This window comes from Salinicola socius, assembly GCF_001937195.1.
Lineage (GTDB): Bacteria > Pseudomonadota > Gammaproteobacteria > Pseudomonadales > Halomonadaceae > Salinicola > Salinicola socius.
The window spans coordinates 11,704-32,454 of the sequence record NZ_MSDO01000011.1; the positions used below are offsets into that span (position 1 = coordinate 11,704).

Here is a 20,751-nt window from a genome sequence, read left to right on the forward strand (position 1 = left end):
CACCGCGTAAACTGGTACGCCAGCCCGGTCCGTCTTCATCGATTTTCGCCTTGGCCACGCCCCCGGTCTTGCCTTCGCTCGTCGACTTTTCAGACAGAACCTGGGCTCTGACGGGTCCGTTCGAGCGCCTAGCCAAGGTGCCGAATGCGGAAGCAGTGATGCAGATTGGCCCGCCGGGTGAAATCCGGATCGTAGGTCTGCGCGGTGATCTCTTCGACCTGATAGCGTGACGCCACCGCCGCGTCCAGGCTGAACCGCTGCTGGTTGTTGGAGAAGATCAGTTCCCCTTCCGGTGCCAGGCGCGCCATCGCCAGCGCGATCAGCCGAGCATGATCGCGCTGGATATCCAGCGTGCCCTCCATCCGCTTGGAATTCGAGAACGTGGGCGGATCCATGAAGATCAGATCGAATTCGCTGCCCGCGGTCTCCAGCCAGCGCAGGCAATCGTCGCGCACGACCCGATGCCGGCTGGGATCGAGCTTGTTGAGCGTGAAATTGTCCCGCGCCCATTCCAGGTAGGTATTCGACAGATCCACGCTGACGCTGTCGCTCGCCCCGCCCAGCGCGGCGTGAACCGTCGCCGTGCCGGTGTAGCAGAACAGGTTGAGGAAGCGTTTGCCGCTGGCCCTTTCAGCCAGCAGACGGCGTACCGGGCGGTGATCCAGAAACAGCCCCGTGTCGAGATAATCCTTGAGGTTGACCCACAGCCTGGCATTTCCCTCGTCGACCACGAAGCGGTCGCCGCTGTCGGCCTGCTTGCGATACTGCGCCTTGCCGCTCTGGCGCTCACGCTGCTTGTAGTGAATCTGCTCGGGACGGACGTCCAGCGCGACGGGAATCGCGCTCAACGCATCCATCCGACGACGCTGCGCCTTGCTGGGCTCGATCGATTTCGGCGCCGCGTACTCCTGCACGTGAACCTGATGACCGTAGACATCGATGGCCAGCGCGTACTCCGGCATATCGGCGTCATAGAGCCGATAGCAGGACTCGCCGGACTTCTTGAGCCACTTGTTCAACCGTTTGCGATTCTTCTGCAGCCGATTGGCGAACATCTGCGCGCCTTCGCTCAGCGTTGCCTCCCGCGGCCCAGCGGCCGATCGCTTTTCGTCGCTTTCCGGGACCGCCCTTACGGCAATATCGATCAGCAGCAGCTTGCAGTCCAGCGGGCCATTCTTGAACGCGTACTGTTTGTGAGCGCGCAGGCCGAGACGGTGGCCCAGGTCCGGATTACCGGTGAACAGCGCCAGTTGCCAGCCCGGAAACTGCTGACGCATGCGCTCGCCGAGATCGCTGTAGAGCGCCACCAGCTCGGGCAGTTCCCCCAGCCGCTCGCCGTAAGGCGGATTGGTGATGACCATGCCGGTTGATTCGGCATCGTCCTCGCCGAGCTCGGCCGGACGTTCGAGCGCTTTGACCGACCCGCCGGACAGCGTGATGAGGGCAGGAATGCCCGCCCGCATGGCGTTGCTCCTGGCCGCAGCGATCGCCTGGGGGCTCTGGTCCAAGCCGAACAGCCGCGACCTGGCGCGACGCCGGCCGAGATCGGCACGCGCTCGGGCTTCGCGACGCAGCTCCTGCCAGCCCTCGGCGTCGACATCGGCCAGCGTCTCGAACGCAAAGCTCTCACGGTTCAGCTGCGGCGCCACATCGGCCGCTATCATTGCCGCTTCGATCAACAGCGTACCGGCACCGCACATCGGATCGACCAGCGGTTCGCCGCGGCGAGCTCTCGCCGGCCAGTCCGCCCGCACCAGCAGCGCCGCGGCCAGATTCTCCTTCAGCGGCGCGTGGCCGGCATCGCGACGATAGCCGCGCTGGTGAAGGCTCGCCCCCACCAGATCGATACCGACCAGCAGCTGGCCCTTGTGGAGGTGGGCATACAGGCGCACGTCGGCCTCGCGGGGATCGATGGCGGGTCGCTCCCATCCGGCCTCGCGTAGCGCATCGACCACGCCATCCTTGACCACTTGGGCTCCGAACCGCGTATGCCGAATGGCTGCGGAGTGGCCATGAAAGTCCACGGCGAGTGTCTGTCCGGGTTTCAGCATACTGGCCCAGGGCACTGCCTTGACCATCGCCACGATCGCCGCCGGTTCCTCGCAACCGGTTTCCCGACCCAGGGTCAGGATCACCCGATTGGCCAGACGTGACCAGAGACAGATCCGATACGCCCCTTGGCGGTCGGTGGTCGCATGCAGTCCGGCGACGGTAGTTTTTTGTATCTCGCCCCCGAGATCGGCGATCTCTTCCGCCAGCAGGGATTCGATACCCCAGGGGCAGGTGATGTAGAGGCTTAACAGGGAGTTATCATCTTTCATGGCAGCGTCATCCGACCGTTATATAGCGGTCATATTCCAGTGTGTTCAGTGAAGAAGCCGTTTTATGACGAAACGCCTATCGACATCGTTTCTCATTTCGACTAAAGCTATCAGACGTAGCTACGAAACAACGCATGCGGTTTGCCTGTCCGGACTTTTTTGCGGGCAGTCCGTCGAGTTCGGCCCCGGGCCACTCGATGGACTGTGGTTTTCCTCAGAAGATGCACTGGCTCTGACAAGAGGCTACTACACGATGAAACGACAGAAACGTGATCGTAACCAGCGGGCTTTTCTTCACGGCTACAAGGCAGGGATCGTCGGTCGCTCACGCGACGAATGCCCCAGCCAGGACGTGAATCTGCGCGAAAACTGGATGAGCGGTTGGCGTGAAGGTCGCGGCGACCAATGGGCCGGAATGACGGGCGTTTCGGGCATCCACAAGAACCCGACGGTGATGACGTAGCTGGCGCTGATTTCAATACCCTCAAGGCTCGCCACCGGCGGGCCTTTTTGTGATGCCCGCATAGTACAATCCACGCCCGGACACGGCTGCGGCCGGCTTCATTTCCGATCTATCACCGCTCTTCCATCACTGCTCTGGCTCTGACGCCGGTTTCAGCGACTGTCGCGGTCGTCTTCGTCAAGCCGCTTGACCGACCACCGGCGCTCTGACGTTGTCGGCATGCTCAAGCCTGGGCGCTATCGAGCTGCGTCGCTCGCACGCACTCGCCAATCAGCTCCGGTCCGCGATAGATGAAACCGGTATAGAGCTGCACCAGGTCGGCGCCCGCCTGGCACTTCTCGCTCGCCCGAACACCGCTGTCGATACCGCCCGCGCCGATGATCGGCATCGTCGGCAACAATTTTCGCAGCTCTCGAACCACTGCCGTCGAGCTCGCGAACAGCGGCGCTCCCGACAGTCCTCCGGCTTCATGGGCGTGGGGCATGCCGGTCACGTGCTCGCGGGACACCGTGGTGTTGGTCGCGATGACACCGTCGATATCGTTCGCCTGAAGCGTGTTCGCGACCAGCGCCATCTCGTCGTGCGTCATGTCCGGGGCGATCTTGACCGCCAGCGGCACACGATGGCCGCGCTCGGCGTCGAGTTTGGACACCTCGGCCTTCAGCGCGCTCAGCAGGCCATCGAGATGATCACCGAACTGGAGATTGCGCAGCCCCGGCGTGTTGGGCGAGGAAATGTTCACCGTGATGTAGTGCGCGGCACCGTGCGCCTTGCGCAGACAGGTCACGTAATCATCCACCGCGCGCTCGACCGGGGTCGTCAGGTTCTTGCCAATGTTGATGCCGATGACGCCGTTGTAGCGGCTCTTGCGCACGTTGGCGACCAGGTGATCGACACCCGCGTTGTTGAATCCCATCCGGTTGATGATCGCCTGGGGGCCGGTCAACCGGAACAGGCGCGGCTTGGCGTTCCCCTGCTGCGGCTTGGGGGTTACCGTACCGACCTCGACGAAACCGAAGCCCAGAGCACCCAGCGCGTCCAGATGGTCGGCGTTCTTGTCGAGACCAGCCGCCAGTCCCACTCGATTGGGGAAGGTCAAGCCCATCAGGTCCACGGACGTCGATGCCACATAGGCATCGCCGAGCATGCCGGAAAGTCGGGCACGATGTGCCGTATCCAGCGCGGTCAGGGTCAGGCGGTGTGCGGTTTCCGGCTCTAGCCGGAACAGCAGCGAGCGAACGAGGGCGTACATGAATGGATCTCGTCGGTAACGAAAGAAGTCTGTCGCGGCGGGGGAGTATATCCCAACCTGGTACCTCGGAACGAACCCTGCGCGCTCGAACCCGAAAGTCGAGGCCTGGAGACGAAAGCTTCGAGACCAGAAGCTTCGAGGCCAGAAGCGCTTGAGCGGAATACTCTGGGACGAAGGTGCCGAAGGAACGGTTAGAGCGAGTGGTAAAATCCGGTGCCATGACCGACAGGCCCGGCGCTCAAGCGCCGGGCCTGTCGGTCTTTTCAGGACTTACTGCGTGTCGAGTTGCTGAACCCGAAGCGTATAGTTGTTGGCGCCGTTCATTGCCGACCCGAACCGCTGGCCCTTCACCCAGACGCGGTAGCGACCAGGCTGCAGCACGCTCTCGATATCGAAATTGCCATTGGCGAGCGAGCCTTCGTCACTGGCCACCGTCCTGCCATTGGCGTCGAGAACCTTGGCCTGAAGGCGATACGTACCCTCGTTGCCGGGGAAGGTCGAACTCTCGATCGACACCGTGCCCGCTTCGGCGACATCGAAGCTCAGGACCTCGCCTTGCTGGCGAATCATGATGTCGGCCACGATCTCGTCGAACGCGTCCGGCATCTGCGGCTGCTCGCGGGCCGAGGCGCTGTGGCCGCTTGCGGCAGTGGCCTCGGCGCCCGAACTCGGCGTCGCAGCGGCCCCGGTGTTGGTGGTACCGAAGGTGGCGTCTCCATCGTCCTGTCCTGCCGATCCGGTCCGAGGCGCGGTGCCGCCACCTGCGGCAACACTGCTGGCAGCCTGACGGCCCGGTGCACTCAAGGTTGCGACCTGATCGCCCTCGTCGACGAACGCCGTCGTCCGGCCGCTGGGACCGGGGCCACCGAACATGATGCCTCCGCCATTGTCCACGCCACCTTCATCACTGGTAACCACGTTGCCGCTGGCGTCCAGTCTCGCCACGTCGATATTGAAGCTGTTGCCACCGGTCTTGGTGGTGCCGAACTTCTGTCCGGAGACTTGCAGGGAGTAATCGCCGGGCTCGAGCGTTTCCGTCATCTTGAGGCCACCGGTGTTCCCCAACCCCGAACCGCTGGCCAGTACGTTGCCATTGCCGTCCACGAGCTTGGCGGAGATCTTGTAATCGTCCGATTCGCCCGGCAGAGTCGAACTGGAGAACTGATACCGGCCCGCCTTGTCGACGCTGAATGGGTGCTGGTGGAGCCCACCGAAGAAGAAGCTGCGGCTGCGCGCGTCCGAACTGGACTTGAAGAACTTGGTCAGATCGACCTTGCTGGCCGCTTCCTGGGCATCCTTCAATGCCTCGCTCTGAGCCAGAGCCTGACTGCTGGCGCCGGCCAGACTCAACGCCACGAATAAGGTGGTAAATACGCGATACTTCATGGGGCCTCTCTGCACTCTGCGACCGAATCGGAGCCAAAGCATACCAGAGACGCCCGCCGGAGCACCTTAAAGGCTGGCCGGCGAACCCCTCTGAGCTGAATAAACGCATGACCTGACGGTGCTCACCCGGCAGCCCTTAGCGTTGCCGAATGGCACCATCCAACATGGGCGACATCGCTGCCGCCCGGTCTGCAGGCCACCTTAGCCCTCGCTGTCACTCTCGGCAAGGTCGACCAGTTCACGGATGGCGACGGCAACCAGCGGGAAACTGATCTGCGCCCCCGTTCCGATTTCCGCCAGCAACGCATTCCAGCGGTCGAACAGCGGCGCATGCTGCTCCTGCCAGTGCTCGACTCGGGGTTCGATTTCCCGCGGGGCGTCCGACATGCCCAACACCCTGACCGTCAGTGCCAGCTGCTGACGATCGAGATCGTCGCGGAACGTCTCCCGCGCCTGCGCCTGCCAGCTATCGCGGACTTCCAGCGTGTTGATCTGCTGCATCATGCGTGGCAGTTCCAGACGCTGGCCGATAGCGTAGTAGGTCTCGGCCACCCGCTGGATCTTGTCGCCACTGGTCCGTGCGGCCTGAATGATGCCGAGCCCCGCGTAGAGACTGGAAGCCGCCGCAACGATCGACGCCAGCGCTTCCGGCACCTTGGCCTCGATCAGCGCATCGCGGCGCTGACTCCAGGCTTCCCGCTCGTCGCCGCTGAGACGGTTGCCGATATCTTCCTGCAGCTGGGCCAGCTGCGGCGCGTACTGTTCGACGCACTCCTTGACGCCGAGCGAACCCCGATGACGCAGGAACCAGCGCGTCGCCCGGCGCAGCAACCGCATCAGATCGAGCATCATGGTGTACTGGGTCTGGCTGTCGACACGATAGTCCAGGGCCTCGATCTGCTCCCACAGCGGGTTGAGACCGAAGCTGTCGCGGGCGATGACGTACGCCTGGGCGATCTCGACCCGCGAGGCACCGGTGGAATCGCGCAGCTGACGCACGAAGGTGATGCCCATGTGATCGACCAGATCGTTGGCAATCTGAGTCGCCACGATCTCCCGGTTGAGACGATGCTGATACAGATCGTCCGGATAGCGCTCCGCCAGCGTCGCCGGGAACGCCTTGGCAACGTGCTGCTGCAATTGCGAATCCGCCGGCAGCTCGGCCGCGATAAGATCGCTCTTGAGCGTGCTCTTGGCATAGGAGATCAGTACGCTAAGCTCCGGCAGCGTCAGACCGCCATCGGCATTGCCGCGTTCGATCAGCTGTTCGTCGCTGGGCAGGAACTCGAGTTCACGATCGAGACTGCCGGCCGCTTCGAGTTCATTGATGAACCGACGGTACGGGCCGAGCCCCTCTTTCGACTGCAATTCGGAGAGCGACAGCGCCTGGGTCTGACGATAGTTGTCGCGCACGACCAGCTCGCCGACCTCTTCGGTCATCTCGACCAGCAGCTGATTGCGCTGCTTTTCGGTCATGTCGCCGCGCTGAACGATGCCGTCCAGCAGAATCTTGATGTTGACCTCATGATCCGAGCAGTTGACCCCGCCGGCGTTGTCGATGAAGTCGGTGTTGACCCGAATGCCCCTTTCCGCCGCTTCCATGCGGCCGCGCTGGGTCAGCCCCAGATTACCGCCCTCGCCGATCACGCGGCAGTTGAGCTCGCGTCCATCGATGCGCAGGCCATCGTTGGCCTTGTCGCCGACATCCGCATGGCTTTCGCTGGAGGCCTTGACGTAGGTACCGATACCCCCGTTCCAGATCAGATCGACCTTCGACTTCAACATCGCGTTGATCAGGTCGTTGGGCGAGAGCTTGTCCTCCTTGATCCCGAAGACTTTCTTCATCGCCGTCGAGAGAGGGATCGATTTGGCATCGCGGGAGAAGATACCGCCGCCTTCGGAGATCGTCTTCTCGTCGTAATCCGACCAGCTCGAGCGCGGCTGGGCGAACAGCCGCTTGCGCTCGGCGAAGGACTTGGCGGCGTCGGGTTTGGGATCGACGAAGATGTGGCGGTGGTTGAAGGCTCCCACCAGCTGAATCTTGTCGGACAGCAGCATGCCGTTACCGAAGACATCACCGGCCATGTCACCGATACCCAGCACGCTGAAGGTGTCCTTCTGGGTATTCAGCCCCATCTCGCGGAAGTGGCGTTTGACCGACTCCCAGGCGCCACGGGCCGTGATCGCCATGCCCTTGTGGTCGTAGCCCTGAGCGCCGCCGGAGGCAAAGGCATCGCGCAGCCAGAAGTCATACTCGATCGAGATCGCATTGGCGTAATCGGAGAACGTGGCCGTGCCCTTGTCGGCGGCAACGACCAGATAGGGGTCGTCCGGATCGTGACGCACGACCGTGCGCGGCGGCACGACGGTCGTCCCGTCGAGATTGTCGGTGATGTCCAGCAGACCGCGAATCAGGATCCGATAGCACTCGATCCCCTCGGCCTGAATGGCGTCACGGTCGGCGTTCTCCGGCATCCGCTTGCAGATGAAGCCACCCTTGGCGCCGACCGGAACGATGACCGAGTTCTTGACCTGCTGCGCTTTCATCAGACCCAGAATCTCGGTGCGGAAATCCTCGTTGCGATCCGACCAGCGCAGGCCGCCGCGCGCGACCTTGCCACCGCGTAGATGCACGCCTTCCATCCTCGGCGAATAGACGAAGACCTCGAACATCGGCCGCGGCTTGGGCATGCCCGGCACCCTGCTCGGTTCGAGCTTGAACGAGATGTACTCCTTGGCGCTGCCATCTTCACGCGGCTGGAAGAAGTTGGTCCGCACGGTCGCCTGGATCAGATCGACATAGCGACGCAGCAGCAGGTCGTCGTTGAGGCTGGCAACCTGGTCGAGCATCGCATTGACCTCGTCGATGCAGCTCTGGCACTGCGCCTCGCGCGACTGGGTCTCGGGCAACTGGGTCTCGGGCGAGAAACGCAGCGTGAACAGCCGCGTCAGCCCCCGCGTGATATCGGCATGGGTCGCCAGCGTATTGGCGATGTAGGCCTGCGAAAGCCCGATGCGCAGCTGCTTCATGTAACGTGCATAGGCCCGCAGCACGGCGACCTGACGCCAGTCCAGATCGGCGCCGATGATCAGCCGGTTGTAGGTATCGTTCTCCGCGTCTCCCACCCAGATCTTGGTGAAGGCATCGATGAAATTGTCGCGCATGTCGCCCAGGTCGACCTCACCCACGCCGTGATACTCGAAGGTGAAATCGTGGATCCAGTAGGTCTGCTGGCCGCTTGCGATGCGATAGGGGCGCTCGCTGATGACGCGCAGCCCCAGGTTCTCGAGGACCGGCAGCATGTCGGAGAGCGGAATCGGCGTATCTTGATGATAAAGCTTGAGATTGACGCTGTCGGCGGCGCTTTCGGCCAGATGGTAGAGGCTGACGCCGATCGGGGAGCCATCGTCGAGCGCTTCGAGATGGCGAATGTCATTGGCGGCGGTTCGCGCCGAGAAATCGTCCCGGTAGCTACCCGGGAAGGCGTCGCGGAAGGCCTGGGCACGGCGGTTACCCGCTTCCTCCCCCAGGGCCTCGATCAGCGCCCCGTGGAGCTCCTCGCGCCAGTTGCGGGCCAGGTTGATCACCTTCTTCTCCAGCGCACGCGCGTCGAACGCGACCGGCTTGTCGCCGTTGAATCTCAGCGTGAACTGGATCCGTGCCAGAATCGACTCGGAGAGGTACGGATTGAAATCGGCGAAGGTCGCGTCTAGCTCCTCGCACAGCAGATTCTGAATACGCAGACGCAGGTCCGTCGAGAAGATGTCACGCGGCACGAAAACCAGACAGGAATAGAACTGCCCGGCACGATCCTCGCGGATGAACAGTCGCACCCGGCGACGCTCGCGGATATTGAGAATACCGAACGCGGTCCGGCTGAGCTCTTCGGTGGAGCTCTGGAACAGGTCATCACGCGGGTGCACTTCCAGCACCTGCAACAGCAGCTTGCCATTGTGACCTTTGGGATTGACTCCCGCGGAATCGATCACTGCCTGGACCTTGCGGCGAAGGATCGGCACGGTGCGCGGCGACTCGTTGTAGACCAGCGAGGTGAACAGCCCGAAGAAGCGCCACTCGCCGATCACCTTGCCTTTGCTGTCGTGGCGGGTGATGGCGATGTAATCCGGGTAGGTCGGGCGATGGACGCGAGCGTGATAGGCGCTCTTGGCGAAGTGCAGCAGCGCCGAACCTTCGTCCTGCTCGAATCGCACCGGCTCCTGGTAGCGCGGCTGGTCGAGCTTCAGCACCCCCAGTTCGCTACCGTCGACCCGCTCTTTGCGGGCCTTCTTGCCGCTGCCGACGAAGCGGCTCTCGGCGTACCCGAGAAACGTGAAGTGTTCGTCCAGCAGCCACTTGAGAAAGGCGACGGTTTCCTGCTGATCCGCCTCGGAGATAGCGTTCGCCGGCTGATTCTCCAGCTCGCCGATGACCTCGCGAACCTGATCGCACATCGGGTCGAAATCAGCGACGGCGGTACGCACGTCGAGCAGTACGTCGCGCAGCCCTTGTTCGAGATCGGAGAGCGTCTCGCTATCGGTATGCCGATCCACCTCGATCAGAATGATCGACTCGCGGGCCTCGGGGGCCTGCGGGGCGCGGGTGCCGGTGATCCGCACCGCGTGGTGACGGGAATCACGTTCGACCGCCAGCACCGCGTTGTGGATCGCATGCAGGGTCAGACCGCGCCGATTCAGCTCCATGCGGACCGAGTCGACCAGAAACGGCATGTCGCGATGCAGCACCGCCACCACCGTATGCGGCGATTGCCAGCCGTGGGTTTCGAAATTGGGATTGAAGACACGCACCTTGGCTTCGTCGGGATCGAAGGTGCGCATGAAATGCCAAGCCGCCAGCGTCGCGCCGTAGATATCGTCGAGCTGCCGGTCCGCTGCCTCTTCGAAAGGCGCGGTGGCATAGAGATCCTCGGCGAATGCCGTGATCCGCTTGACCTTATCTTCGGGGAGTCGCTTGGACAGCTTTTCCTGCAGCTGTTCCAGAAATTCCGTTTTTCCCTCGATCGCGACGTGTTGCATCTATCACCTCGGCTGGCATCGACCGTCAACATGGCGGCCGCATTCAATAGGCTGGAAGCTTACGTCAGCGCCGCATGGCGCCCTACTCAGTTGAAGCTTCGTCATGACGCATGTCGGTTATGCATCACCGGCGGCACTTCGCGAGCACGCCAACGGTTGACAAGTCTCGTCGTTGAGCCATGTCGCTGGCGACATGGCACTTCGAATCACGCGTTGGGCAGACGCTCGAGCAATACCCCGCACTCACAGTGGTCGGTCCAGGGGAATTGGTCAAACAACGCCATCCGGACCACCCGGTGCGTCTGACTCAACTGTTCGAGATTGACCGCCAACGTATCGGGGTTGCATGAAATATAGACGATGCGGGAATAGCGCATCAGCGGCGCGCAGCTCTCCGCGTCCAGACCGGCCCGCGGCGGATCCACCAGTACGGTGGAAAAGTCGCATTCGTCGAGATCCATGGCCGCCACTCGGCGCCCCTGCTTTTCCCCGATCAACGCCTGAGCGAACTCTTCGGCCGACATCCGCGCCACATGCACGTTGTCGATACCGTTGGCCTCGAGGTTGGCCTGTGCAGAGGCGACCGAGGTCCGCGAGATCTCGGTGGCGACGACACGTCGGAAATTCTCTGCAAGCGCCACCGTGAAGTTGCCATTGCCACAGTAGAGCTCGACCAGATCGCCCTCGCTTTCGCGGGTCACACTCCGCGCCCAGCTCAGCATCGAACGACAGATCTCGGCATTGGGCTGGGTGAAGCTGTTCTCGACCTGCTGATAGCGAAACTCGCGACCCTCCACCTCCAGGCGCTCCCAGACGTGGTCACGGTCCAGCACCAGACGCTGCTTGCGGGAGCGCCCGATCAGCGCTACGCCAAGCTCGGCCTGCAGCTCGCGAGCCCGGGTTTCCCAAGCGTCATCGAGCGGCTTGTGATAGATCATCGTGACCAGCGACTCACCGCTCAACGTGGTGAGGAACTCGACCTGGAACAGCTTTCGCCGCATCAGTGGCTCGTCCCGGATCGCGTCCAAAAGCTGTGGCATCAATTCATTGATGCGCTCGCCGGCAACCGGAAACCGGTCGACACGGATGATGCGTTGAGCGACGCGCCCTCGCTGAAGCGGCGCTTCCGGGTCGGCCTCGAACATCGCGTAGAAAAGATCGTCCCCCTCGTGCCAGATCCGGAATTCGGCCCGCATCCGGTAGTGCGACGGCGGCGACGCGAACACCTCCAGCGGCGGCGGCGAGAAGCGAGCGAACTGTCGTTCGATGCGTTCGCGCTTGGCCTCGAGCTGCGCGTCGTAACCAGAAGGATCAATATCGAAGATCACCAAACCATCAGTCCTTAACAAGAAGTCTTTGAATCAGGCCATCGGCAACCGGGCCAATCGGTAGTCGACAGGAGAGATCCCGGCCTCGCGGCTACGGCACCTTCGGTGATGCCACCTCGAGCGCGGCGGGCGGCGCATAGCCATAGCGCGCCAGCGCCGCCGCCAATCCCTGGACCGTGGCAGCCGTGGCCCAGCTGAAATCGAAACCCATGCGCGTGACGCCTCTACCGAGCCTGGATTCTTCGACCGCCCCCCCTGTCGCAGCCGTCGTCACACCAGTCATCGGCCCGTTGGCGAGCACGGACTCGAGACGCCTGGCGATGGCTTGCCCCGAGTCGATCCAGGCGACCTCCGGCGGCATCAAGGGCGCCAGGCAGTCACGCAGCAGCGGGAAATGCGTGCAGCCCAGCACCACGACATCGACGTCTGGCGCGACCCTGAGCGGTTCGACGGCCTGATGCAGCCGCTCGAGATCCACCGCCCGCCCCTGAAGCCGATGTTCGGCCTCGATGACCAGTGCGTCAGCGGCCACGCGGACAACCCGACAGTCAGGCGCGTGGTCGGCGATCAGCCTATCCAGATAAGGGCGATGAACGGTTGCGTGCGTAGCGAGCAGGCCGATCGCGCGGCTTCGGGTCATCTCCGCGGCAGGCTTGATCGCCGGAACGGTACCGATGACCGGTATCGACAGCCGAGCCCTGAGCGCCTCCAGCGCCAGGGTGCTGGCCGTGTTGCACGCCACTACCAAGGCGCGGGGTCGAGCCTGCTGACAGGCGCGGATGCAAACGGCAACGATCCGCGCCAACAACCAGACCTCGTCCTTTGTACCGTAAGGCAGTGCGGCATTGTCACAGACGTAGCCCAAGGATAGCCACGGCATCCGACGACGAATATCGGCGCTGACCGAAAGCCCCCCCGCCCCCGAATCGAAAATCAGCGCATCAATCATATGGCGTGCCGCCACCGAAATAGTCGAGCAGGGCGTCGATCAGCGCACGCAGGCGAGCTGGCATGTAATCGCGCTCGGCGTACAACAGGTGAACGTCGAGCGGCGGCATCTCGAATGCCTCGAGTACACGAACCAGCTGTCCGCTCCTCTCTTCCGCTGCCGCCAGCGATGCGGGCTTTAGTGTCAGCCCCATGCCCAGCACGGCCGCTTCGACCAGCGCGCGGCCGTTATTGCAGGAGAGCGCCGGCTGCAGCCGAAAGCGATGGAGCTCGCCATCGACCATGAACGGCCAGTGAAGCCCGTGTCGGGACAGGGTGTAGTACAGGCAGCGATGATCCTTGAGATCCCGGGGATGCTGCGGCGTACCATGGTGCTCGAGATAGCCCGGCGAGGCGTACAGATGCATCGGCATCCGCATCAGCGGCCGTGCGATCAGGCAGGAATCCTCCAGCTCGCCGATGCGCACGACCAGATCGAAATCCTCGGCCAGCGGATCGACTCGCCGGTCCTCCAGCACCAGATCGAGCGAAACCGCCGGATGTGCCGCCTCGAAAGCCTGCAGTGCCGGCATCAGCGAACGGGCGCCGAAATCCACCGGTGCCGAGAGCCGTAGACGACCCCGCACTTCGCCGCGCTGTTCGCCGATCCCCGCTTCCAGTTCCTGCAACTCGTCGAGCAGGCGACTGGCCGTCGTCAGGTAACGCTCTCCTTCCGCGGTGAGCTGTAGGCGCCGCGTGGTGCGCACCAGCAGCCGCACTCCGAGGGCCTCTTCCAGCCGGGACACCTGCTTGCTGACCATGGCGTTGGAGACGCCCAGACGCCGAGCTCCACCGGCGAAGCTACCGGCGTCGATGACCGCACGAAATACCTGCATCGCCTGCAGTCGATCCATCCTGCCTCCTGTCCCCGTTCCTGTGGCTCATTCTACGCAAGCGGCGACGATCGCGCAGTGGCGATCGTCGTCGGGAGAATGACAGGTTCGGCGGTGGATGACGTTCAGGCTACAGCGGTGACGGTGCCTCTCGGAATTCCGTGTAGAGCTCCGGATAGGCCTCCTGCAAACGCGCCAGCTCGGCGCCCGCCTGAGGCGGCAGCTCCTGGGCAAGCCGCGCCAGATCCTCTTCGTCGAAATGTTCGCGAATCAGCGGAAACAGCTCTTCACGCTCGGCACGCAGGTAGGCTCGATGCGCCTCGAGATAGGACTTGAGATCATCGGCAAACTTGTCCATCGGCATCACCCCATCCATCAGGATCATGTCGATGTTTTGAGACAGCTGCATCAGCTGCTGATGGAGATGCTGGTAGTCATCAGCCAGGCGATTGCTCAGATCGCCGATCTCCGACTCCCGCGCCACCAGTCGATCGCTGCAGATGCGTTCCAGCGGAATGGTGAAACCGCTCATGTAGTCGAGGATGTAATCCACGACTTCCCGAATCAGCCGAAAGTCCGGGCGTTCGCCATCGGCCAGTGTCTTATGCTTGAGTTGCAACACATGCAGCAGGCGCGCCATGTTGGCATGGTCCTGACGCAGTTGAGTCAGCATGGGCATGGTGAGTCTCCTGTCCGTGAAGCGCGATGTCGGGTAACACCGCCGTGTCCGCCTAGTGTAGCGTCTGTCTTCGGAGTTGGCTCTGGAACTCGTGACCGTGAATCCGGAACGCGCACGGCGGTGCCGGAATGCATCGTCCGCGCTCCGGAGATCGGACAACGACCGCCAGCAAGGCGCCTTTGCAGCCAGAACAGGTCGGTTGCGCCCAGCATCCCTTCCCACGATCGATTGGGTCTACCTCCAGCGACGCGCTAGAATTTCCTACCCTAGCGGGTTTTTCGATAAACGCTCTACGCCTAACGTCTGAATCGCTGTAGCGAAATGTACGCTTTCGCTGCCGACAGCCAGCCCGGAAGATGCCATGGACCTTTTTGCCGACGACGCCTCCCGAGGCGAATCCCGCACGGACAACGCGCCGCTCGCCTACCGTATGCGACCGCGCACGCTTGACGATTACATCGGTCAGCAGGCACTGGTCGGGCCCGACAAGCCGCTGCGACGCATGGCGGAAACCGCCAGCGTGCGTTCGATGATTCTGTGGGGGCCACCGGGCGTGGGCAAGACCACGCTGGCCGAGATCCTGGCCGAGGCCTCCGGCGCACGACTCGAGCAGCTTTCTGCCGTGATGGCCGGGGTCAAGGACATTCGCGCGGCGGTGGAGCGAGCGCGGGAAGGCCAGATGCGCGAGCGCCAGACGCTGCTGTTTCTCGACGAGATCCACCGTCTCAACAAGAGCCAGCAGGATGCCCTGCTGCCTCACGTCGAATCCGGCCTGCTGACCCTGATCGGTGCCACCACCGAGAACCCCTCGTTCGAGGTCAACTCGGCGCTGCTGTCCCGGGCCCGGGTCTACGTGCTGAAGACGCTCGACGAGAGCGAGCTGATCACGGTCCTGAAACGCGCCCTCGGCAACGAGACGCTGGGGCTGGGCGCACGCAACATTCGCGCCAGCGACGACACGCTCTCGATTCTCGCTCGCGCAGCCTCCGGAGACGCACGCCGCGCCCTGGGCCTGCTGGAAACCGCCTGCGATTTCGCCAAGAGCGACGAACATGGCGAACACCTCGATCGCGATGCCGTGGTCGAAGTGATCGGCCATCAGGGCGCCGCCTTCGACAAACAGGGAGAGCACTATTACGACCTGCTCTCGGCGATTCACAAGTCGGTGCGCTCGTCGCGCCCCGATTCGGCGCTTCTTTACATTGCCCAGTTCATCAGTGGCGGCGGCGATCCGCTGGACATCGTCCGGCGACTGGCCGCCATCGCATCGGAGGACGTGGGTAACGCCGACCCGCGCGCGCTGCCTCTGGTCATCTCGGCGTGGGATGCCTACCTACGCCTGGGCGACTACGAGGGTCAGCGTGCCATTGCCCATGCCGCAATCCACCTGGCGATCGCACCCAAGAGCAATCGCATCGATCAGGCCTGGAGCCAGGCCAAGGCATTCGTCGCCCAGCATCCCGACCTGGAAGTGCCGGTCTATCTGCGCAATGCACCGACCCAGCTGATGTCGTCGCTGGGCTACGGCGACGGCTATCGATATGCCCACAGCGAACCCAACGGCTATCCCGCCGGCGCCGAACACGACTGCTGGCCTCCAGAGCTGCCTAGAACCCGCTTCTACGAACCCAGCGACTACGGCCAGGAGAAGCGCTTCCAGCAGATGCAGGCGTGGCGCGAGGAACTGGATCGGCAGGCTGACGGCGGCGCCTGATCCGCCACGTTCGGAGCGGCAGGGACTATCAGCAAGAGCCGCTCGTGTGTGATGGCTGCCAAAAGCACTCGCCCCCGTCGTGGCAACCACGGCGGGGGCGAGTCGACTGACGGACGAAAGCGTTACGGCGTCGCGGGCGACTGCTCTCGGATCACGTCAGCGCCCTCGGGGGCCTGAAACTGGAACTGGGCGGGATCGATATCGACGTTGGTCTGCGCATTGTCGAAGTCGATCGCGGTGCGTTGTCCGGTGCTGTCGGTCATCTGCAGCGCATCGAGTTTCTCGCTGTAGAAGGTCAGCTTGAGCTGCTCGAACAGGGTATCGTTGGCCTGCGGCACCAGGGTGAAGGTCTCGCTGGCGCCCTGCTGCTGCCGCGACACGTCGTAATTGTCGGAGAGCTCCGAGGCGCTCCCGGAGAGCAGCAGCGCTGGCGTGTGGGTGACGCGGTCATCCAGCGGCTGGATGGTGACCTGCTCGAGATCGGGATCGTAAAGCGACACCTCGTCACCGTCGGAAACCACCAGCTGGCGATACGGCTCGTTCACGGCCCAGCGGAAATGTCCGGGACGAGACAGCCACATATGCCCGCTGGTGTCCTGCAGACTCGAACCCGATGCATCCAGGATCTGCTGCGTGAAGTCCGCCGAATAGGTCTTCAGCGGCTCGAGCAGATGGGTCAGGCGATCGGCGGAGGCCTGATCCGCCAGCGCCGCCTGGGTCATCAACACCGGCGTCAACAGCAACGAACCGGCAACGGCCAACATCTTCATCTTGCGCATGCGCATTCCTTATCGTGAATCGACGACCTTGCATCGACGATCTTGACTCAATGGCGTGGAATCATCGTGGTGATGAGACAGCAAAACGGCCGTAGGGTTTAATCTCACCCTGCGGCCGCTGGCACCCGATCAGTGGCCGAGGGGCGGCGGCGCGAGCACCTCTCGCGAACCGTTGTTGCCCATCGAGGAGACGACACCGGCCTGCTCCATCGCCTCGACCAGCCGCGCGGCGCGATTGTAGCCGATCTTGAAACGACGCTGGACGGCGGAAATGGAAGCCCGCCGTGTCTCGGTGACGAACTGCACGGCCTCGTCATAGAGGGCATCCTGTTCGGCATCGTCACCGTCACCGCCGTCGGCCTCGAGCCCGGCAAGCGCGTCGGCGGAGACCCCGCCCGACAGAATCTCCTCGATGTATTCCGGCTCGCCGCGGCGTTTCCAGTCCTCGACGATACGATGCACTTCATCATCGTCGACGAACGCGCCGTGGACGCGCTGCGGCATGCCGGCACCGGCCGGCAGATAGAGCATGTCGCCGTGGCCGAGCAGGTTCTCGGCGCCACCCTGATCGAGAATGGTGCGAGAATCGATCTTGGAGGAGACCTGGAACGCCATGCGCGTCGGAATATTGGCCTTTATCAACCCCGTCACCACGTCGACCGATGGCCGCTGGGTGGCCAGAATCAAGTGAATACCGGCCGCTCGTGCCTTCTGGGCCAGGCGCGCAATCAGCTCTTCGACCTTCTTGCCCACGATCATGAACATGTCGGCGAATTCGTCGATCACCACCACGATGTAGGGAAGCTTGCCGAGCACCGGTGGCGGCTGATGCATCTCCCACGGCTGCGGCTCCCACATCGGGTCCTGAACCTGGGCACCGTGGCTTTCGGCCTCGTCGAGCTTGGCATTGAAGCCGGCAATGTTACGCACGCCCATCGCCGCCATGAGCTTGTAGCGTCGCTCCATCTCGGCGACACACCAGCGCAAGGCATTGGCGGCCTCTTTCATGTCGGTGACGACGGGCGCCAGCAGATGCGGTATCCCATCGTAGACGGAAAGCTCGAGCATCTTGGGATCGACCATAATCATGCGAACCTCGTCCGGCGTCGCCTTCAGCAACATCGACACGAGCATGGTGTTGATACCCACCGACTTGCCCGAGCCGGTGGTGCCGGCGACCAGCAGATGCGGCATCTTGTTGAGATTGGCGACCACCGGCTTGCCGCCGATGTCCTGACCCAAGGCCAAAGTGACCGGCGATTCGGCATTCTGGTAGACGTCCGAGTCCAGCACCTGACGGATGCGAATCATCGCCCGGTTGGGATTGGGAATCTCGATCCCCACCGTCGGCTTGCCGGGAATGATCTCGACCACGCGCACGCTCTTGACCATCAGCGAGCGCGCCAGGTCCTTGGCCAGGTTGCTGATCTTGGAAACCTTCACCCCGGCCGCCGGACGAATCTCGAAGCGGGTGATCACCGGCCCGGGCCAGGTTTCGACCACTTCCGCCTTGACGCCATACTCCCGCAGTCGCATCTCGAGCAGATCGGCCATATCCGCCAGCTGCTCGGGGGTGTAGTTCGGCTGTTCGGGGTCGGCGGGCGTGGTCAGCCGAATCGAGGGCAGATTGCCGCTCGGCTCCGGCATGTCATCCATGACCGGGCGCTGACTTTGCAAATGCTCGACGGTCCACAGCGTCGGCTGGTCGTCAGCCGCCGCTCTGGCTTGAGCCGCCGTCGCCAACTGCCCCCCCTCGCTCGACGTAGGCGTAGGCGTGGGCGTGGGCGTGGGCGCATACTGCGGCGTCGCGGCGGGCGTCGCGGCGGGCGTCGCGAGACCATTAGCGCCCCCGCGACTTTCCTCCACCGCAGCCCGATCGCCGTCGGCGATGTCGAAACGCGGTTCCTGACGCTGGGTTCGCTCGACCGACACCCCTGCCGACTCCTGCGCCGGTCCGGACGCAAACCCCGGATCCGAAGGCATTTCACCACTGTCCGCTTCGACTTCTCGCCAGTTCACACGCGGGTGACGGCGCTGATCGTCTGCCGGTTCGGTCGGGAACGCCTGCCGCGATGCGACTCTCGAATCGTCGCTATCGATCTCCGGTTCCTCGGTATCGAATGTCGATTCACCGGTATCGATGATCGCCCCGTGGTCATGGGTGGCCGTTGCCGAAGGCCGTTCGGCGATCGGTTCCTGACGTTCGGCACGAATGCCCCATTGATGCGTCGGCGCGTCCTCGTCGGTTGCGGACAGCCCGGATTCGCGGGCAGCACGCTCGGACTCGTCGCTGGCAACCCCCGAAGCGGGAGCTTGCTGACGACGCTCGTACTGACTTGGCGGCGTTTCGACGAGCGTGGGCTCGGGGGCATCATCACGATCGGTGAACGGCTCGGAGGCGAACTCGCCTGCCGGTGCCTGAAAAGCATCGGGGATACGCCGCCGGGTAACGTCGGCGCGGAACGGTGCCCGTTCCGCCTTGCCATCCGACTCGATAACGGGCCTGCCTTCCGGTTCGACGGCGGAGATCGCGGAGGAACCAGCGACCACACTCTCGGCGCCATCGGTCGCGGAGATTCTGTTCGGCGTCGTGTCGATGGATCGCTCGTCGGAAGCGCGCTGAGCGGGAGAGAAATGCCGAGCCGATGTCGGTTCCGCGAACCGTGTCGGCGGTGTCGTCCGCGGCGACACGCCGGGGGCTTCATCCGGCGTCCGACCCAAAGTGGGTTCGCGAGACTCGTCACGCTGCTGACGAGCGGTGTAAGAAGACTCGGGACGCTTGGCGGACGGTGTACGTGCCGGGACGTCCCAGGGAATGTCGGTGCGACCGTCATGTCGCCACATCGAGCTACCGCGCTGTTCGTGTCCGTCGACGGCAGCACCGACGGCATCCTCCCACGCCGGTTCCTGACGGGTGGCATGGGCGCCACCCTCGTCGTCTTCCCAACGCTCCAGATCCGGCGCCTTGTTCCAGGGCAACCACCTGGCCCACCATGCGGTCTTGCCGGACGACGCTTCCTCCAGCGCCACGTTGTCGTCGTCCTCGATTGCCACGTCGTCGACACGATCATGGTCAGCCGCCACACGACGTGCCTCGGCATTATCGAGACGGCGGTTAGCTCGCACTTCGCGCTGCTCGCCCGCCTTGGCTTTCGTCCACTGGAACAATCGGTTGAGCGAGCTGCCAAGCTCATCCATTACCGTCAACCAGGACATCCCGGAGAACAGCGTGAAGCCTGACATGAAGGCCGCGATCGCGATCAGCGTGGTGCCCCGCACGCCAACCAGCGACGTCAGCGAACCGGCGATGCCTCGGCCGAGAATACCGCCAGCTTGATTGGGCAGATCGCTGGAAGCGTTATAGAAATGCAGATCGCCCAGGGTGGTCGTGCTCATCAGCAGCAATACCAGCCCACCGGTGTGCACGGCCAGCGCCATGGGGTCCCAGGCAATCTGGACCTGGGACTGCCGCATCAGGCGCCAGGCACCCAGACCGAACATGCCAGGCCACCAGAGGGCGCTGGCACCAAACAGGGAATAGAGCACGTCCGACAACCAGGCGCCGATCCGGCCCATCCAGTTGGAAACCGACTGATCCGGCCCGCTGTGAGACCACCCGGGGTCCGTCGGCGTGTAGCTGAATAGCGCCAGTAGCAGAAAGACGCAAATGGCGAGCAGCAGAATCACGGCACCTTCACGTGTCACGCCCTGTAGGCGCATGATCACGTGGCGGGCCTGCTCCTTGGCTTGCGCTTGCGTAGATGAACGACGGCTCTTCTTGGCCGAACTCTTGGCACTCAACTGATCAACCCCCTCGCGCCTGGTCTGGCGTGGCGTAGCGCAATCAACGGCCACACCGCTGGCGGCATTCCATTCCGCTCACGGCGTTGGCGATCAACAGCCGAACCCGTTAACGGGTCCGGCCTCTTCGACCCGCCATCATACCGGGGGGCGCGCCGACATCACAGGGGGCGC

The 20,751-nt window shown here is 63.4% G+C and carries 12 protein-coding genes; 2 read left to right on the forward strand and 10 right to left on the reverse strand.

All coding sequences use genetic code 11. From position 1 onward, the window contains the following. Nucleotides 1-128: 128 nt before the first annotated feature. Nucleotides 129-2,321 (reverse strand): bifunctional 23S rRNA (guanine(2069)-N(7))-methyltransferase RlmK/23S rRNA (guanine(2445)-N(2))-methyltransferase RlmL, encoded by a 2,193-nt coding sequence (gene rlmKL / locus BTW07_RS09205; RefSeq protein WP_075569888.1) that lies wholly within the window; start codon nt 2,319-2,321, stop codon nt 129-131. Nucleotides 2,322-2,574: 253 nt separating this feature from the next. Here rlmKL and rmf point away from each other — a divergent pair, with 253 nt between their 5' ends. Beyond that, nucleotides 2,575-2,784, forward strand: a complete 210-nt coding sequence (rmf, locus tag BTW07_RS09210) for a ribosome modulation factor (RefSeq protein WP_075569889.1) — start codon at nt 2,575-2,577, stop codon at nt 2,782-2,784. A 223-nt stretch (nt 2,785-3,007) separates the two neighbouring features. On the opposite strand, the gene BTW07_RS09215 is transcribed toward rmf, so the two are convergent. The 7 genes from BTW07_RS09215 to BTW07_RS09245 form a co-directional block, all read right to left on the reverse strand. Continuing rightward, a complete protein-coding gene (locus BTW07_RS09215; RefSeq protein ID WP_075569890.1) occupies nt 3,008-4,036 on the reverse strand; it encodes a quinone-dependent dihydroorotate dehydrogenase in 1,029 nt (342 codons plus the stop codon). A 270-nt stretch (nt 4,037-4,306) separates the two neighbouring features. Next, on the reverse strand, nt 4,307-5,422 hold the full coding sequence (locus tag BTW07_RS09220) for a hypothetical protein (RefSeq protein ID WP_075569891.1): 1,116 nt from the start codon (nt 5,420-5,422) through the stop codon (nt 4,307-4,309). 201 nt (nt 5,423-5,623) lie between these two features. After that, nucleotides 5,624-10,456 carry an NAD-glutamate dehydrogenase gene (locus BTW07_RS09225; RefSeq protein ID WP_075569892.1) on the reverse strand — a complete coding sequence of 1,611 codons (4,833 nt, stop codon included), beginning with the start codon at nt 10,454-10,456 and terminating at the stop codon, nt 5,624-5,626. Nucleotides 10,457-10,662: 206 nt separating this feature from the next. Further along, on the reverse strand, nt 10,663-11,787 hold the full coding sequence (trmA, locus tag BTW07_RS09230) for a tRNA (uridine(54)-C5)-methyltransferase TrmA (RefSeq protein WP_075569893.1): 1,125 nt from the start codon (nt 11,785-11,787) through the stop codon (nt 10,663-10,665). Between the two features lie 88 nt (nt 11,788-11,875). Next, nucleotides 11,876-12,733, reverse strand: a complete 858-nt coding sequence (gene murI, locus BTW07_RS09235) for a glutamate racemase (protein WP_075569894.1) — start codon at nt 12,731-12,733, stop codon at nt 11,876-11,878. Further along, entirely contained in the window at nt 12,726-13,625 is a 900-nt protein-coding gene (locus tag BTW07_RS09240; RefSeq protein WP_075569895.1) for a LysR family transcriptional regulator, read from the reverse strand. Before BTW07_RS09240 ends, murI begins: the two co-directional genes overlap by 8 nt. Before the next feature lie 109 nt (nt 13,626-13,734). After that, on the reverse strand, nt 13,735-14,277 hold the full coding sequence (locus BTW07_RS09245) for a hemerythrin domain-containing protein (RefSeq protein ID WP_075570013.1): 543 nt from the start codon (nt 14,275-14,277) through the stop codon (nt 13,735-13,737). A 367-nt stretch (nt 14,278-14,644) separates the two neighbouring features. On the opposite strand from BTW07_RS09245, the gene BTW07_RS09250 reads away from it, so the two are divergent. Next, on the forward strand, nt 14,645-15,997 hold the full coding sequence (locus BTW07_RS09250; RefSeq protein ID WP_075569896.1) for a replication-associated recombination protein A: 1,353 nt from the start codon (nt 14,645-14,647) through the stop codon (nt 15,995-15,997). Nucleotides 15,998-16,119: 122 nt separating this feature from the next. Here the strand turns inward: BTW07_RS09250 and lolA are convergent, their stop codons facing one another. Continuing rightward, nucleotides 16,120-16,776, reverse strand: a complete 657-nt coding sequence (gene lolA, locus BTW07_RS09255; RefSeq protein WP_075569897.1) for an outer membrane lipoprotein periplasmic chaperone LolA — start codon at nt 16,774-16,776, stop codon at nt 16,120-16,122. 129 nt (nt 16,777-16,905) lie between these two features. Beyond that, nucleotides 16,906-20,577 (reverse strand): DNA translocase FtsK, encoded by a 3,672-nt coding sequence (locus BTW07_RS09260; protein ID WP_425272027.1) that lies wholly within the window; start codon nt 20,575-20,577, stop codon nt 16,906-16,908. Nucleotides 20,578-20,751: the final 174 nt, after the last annotated feature.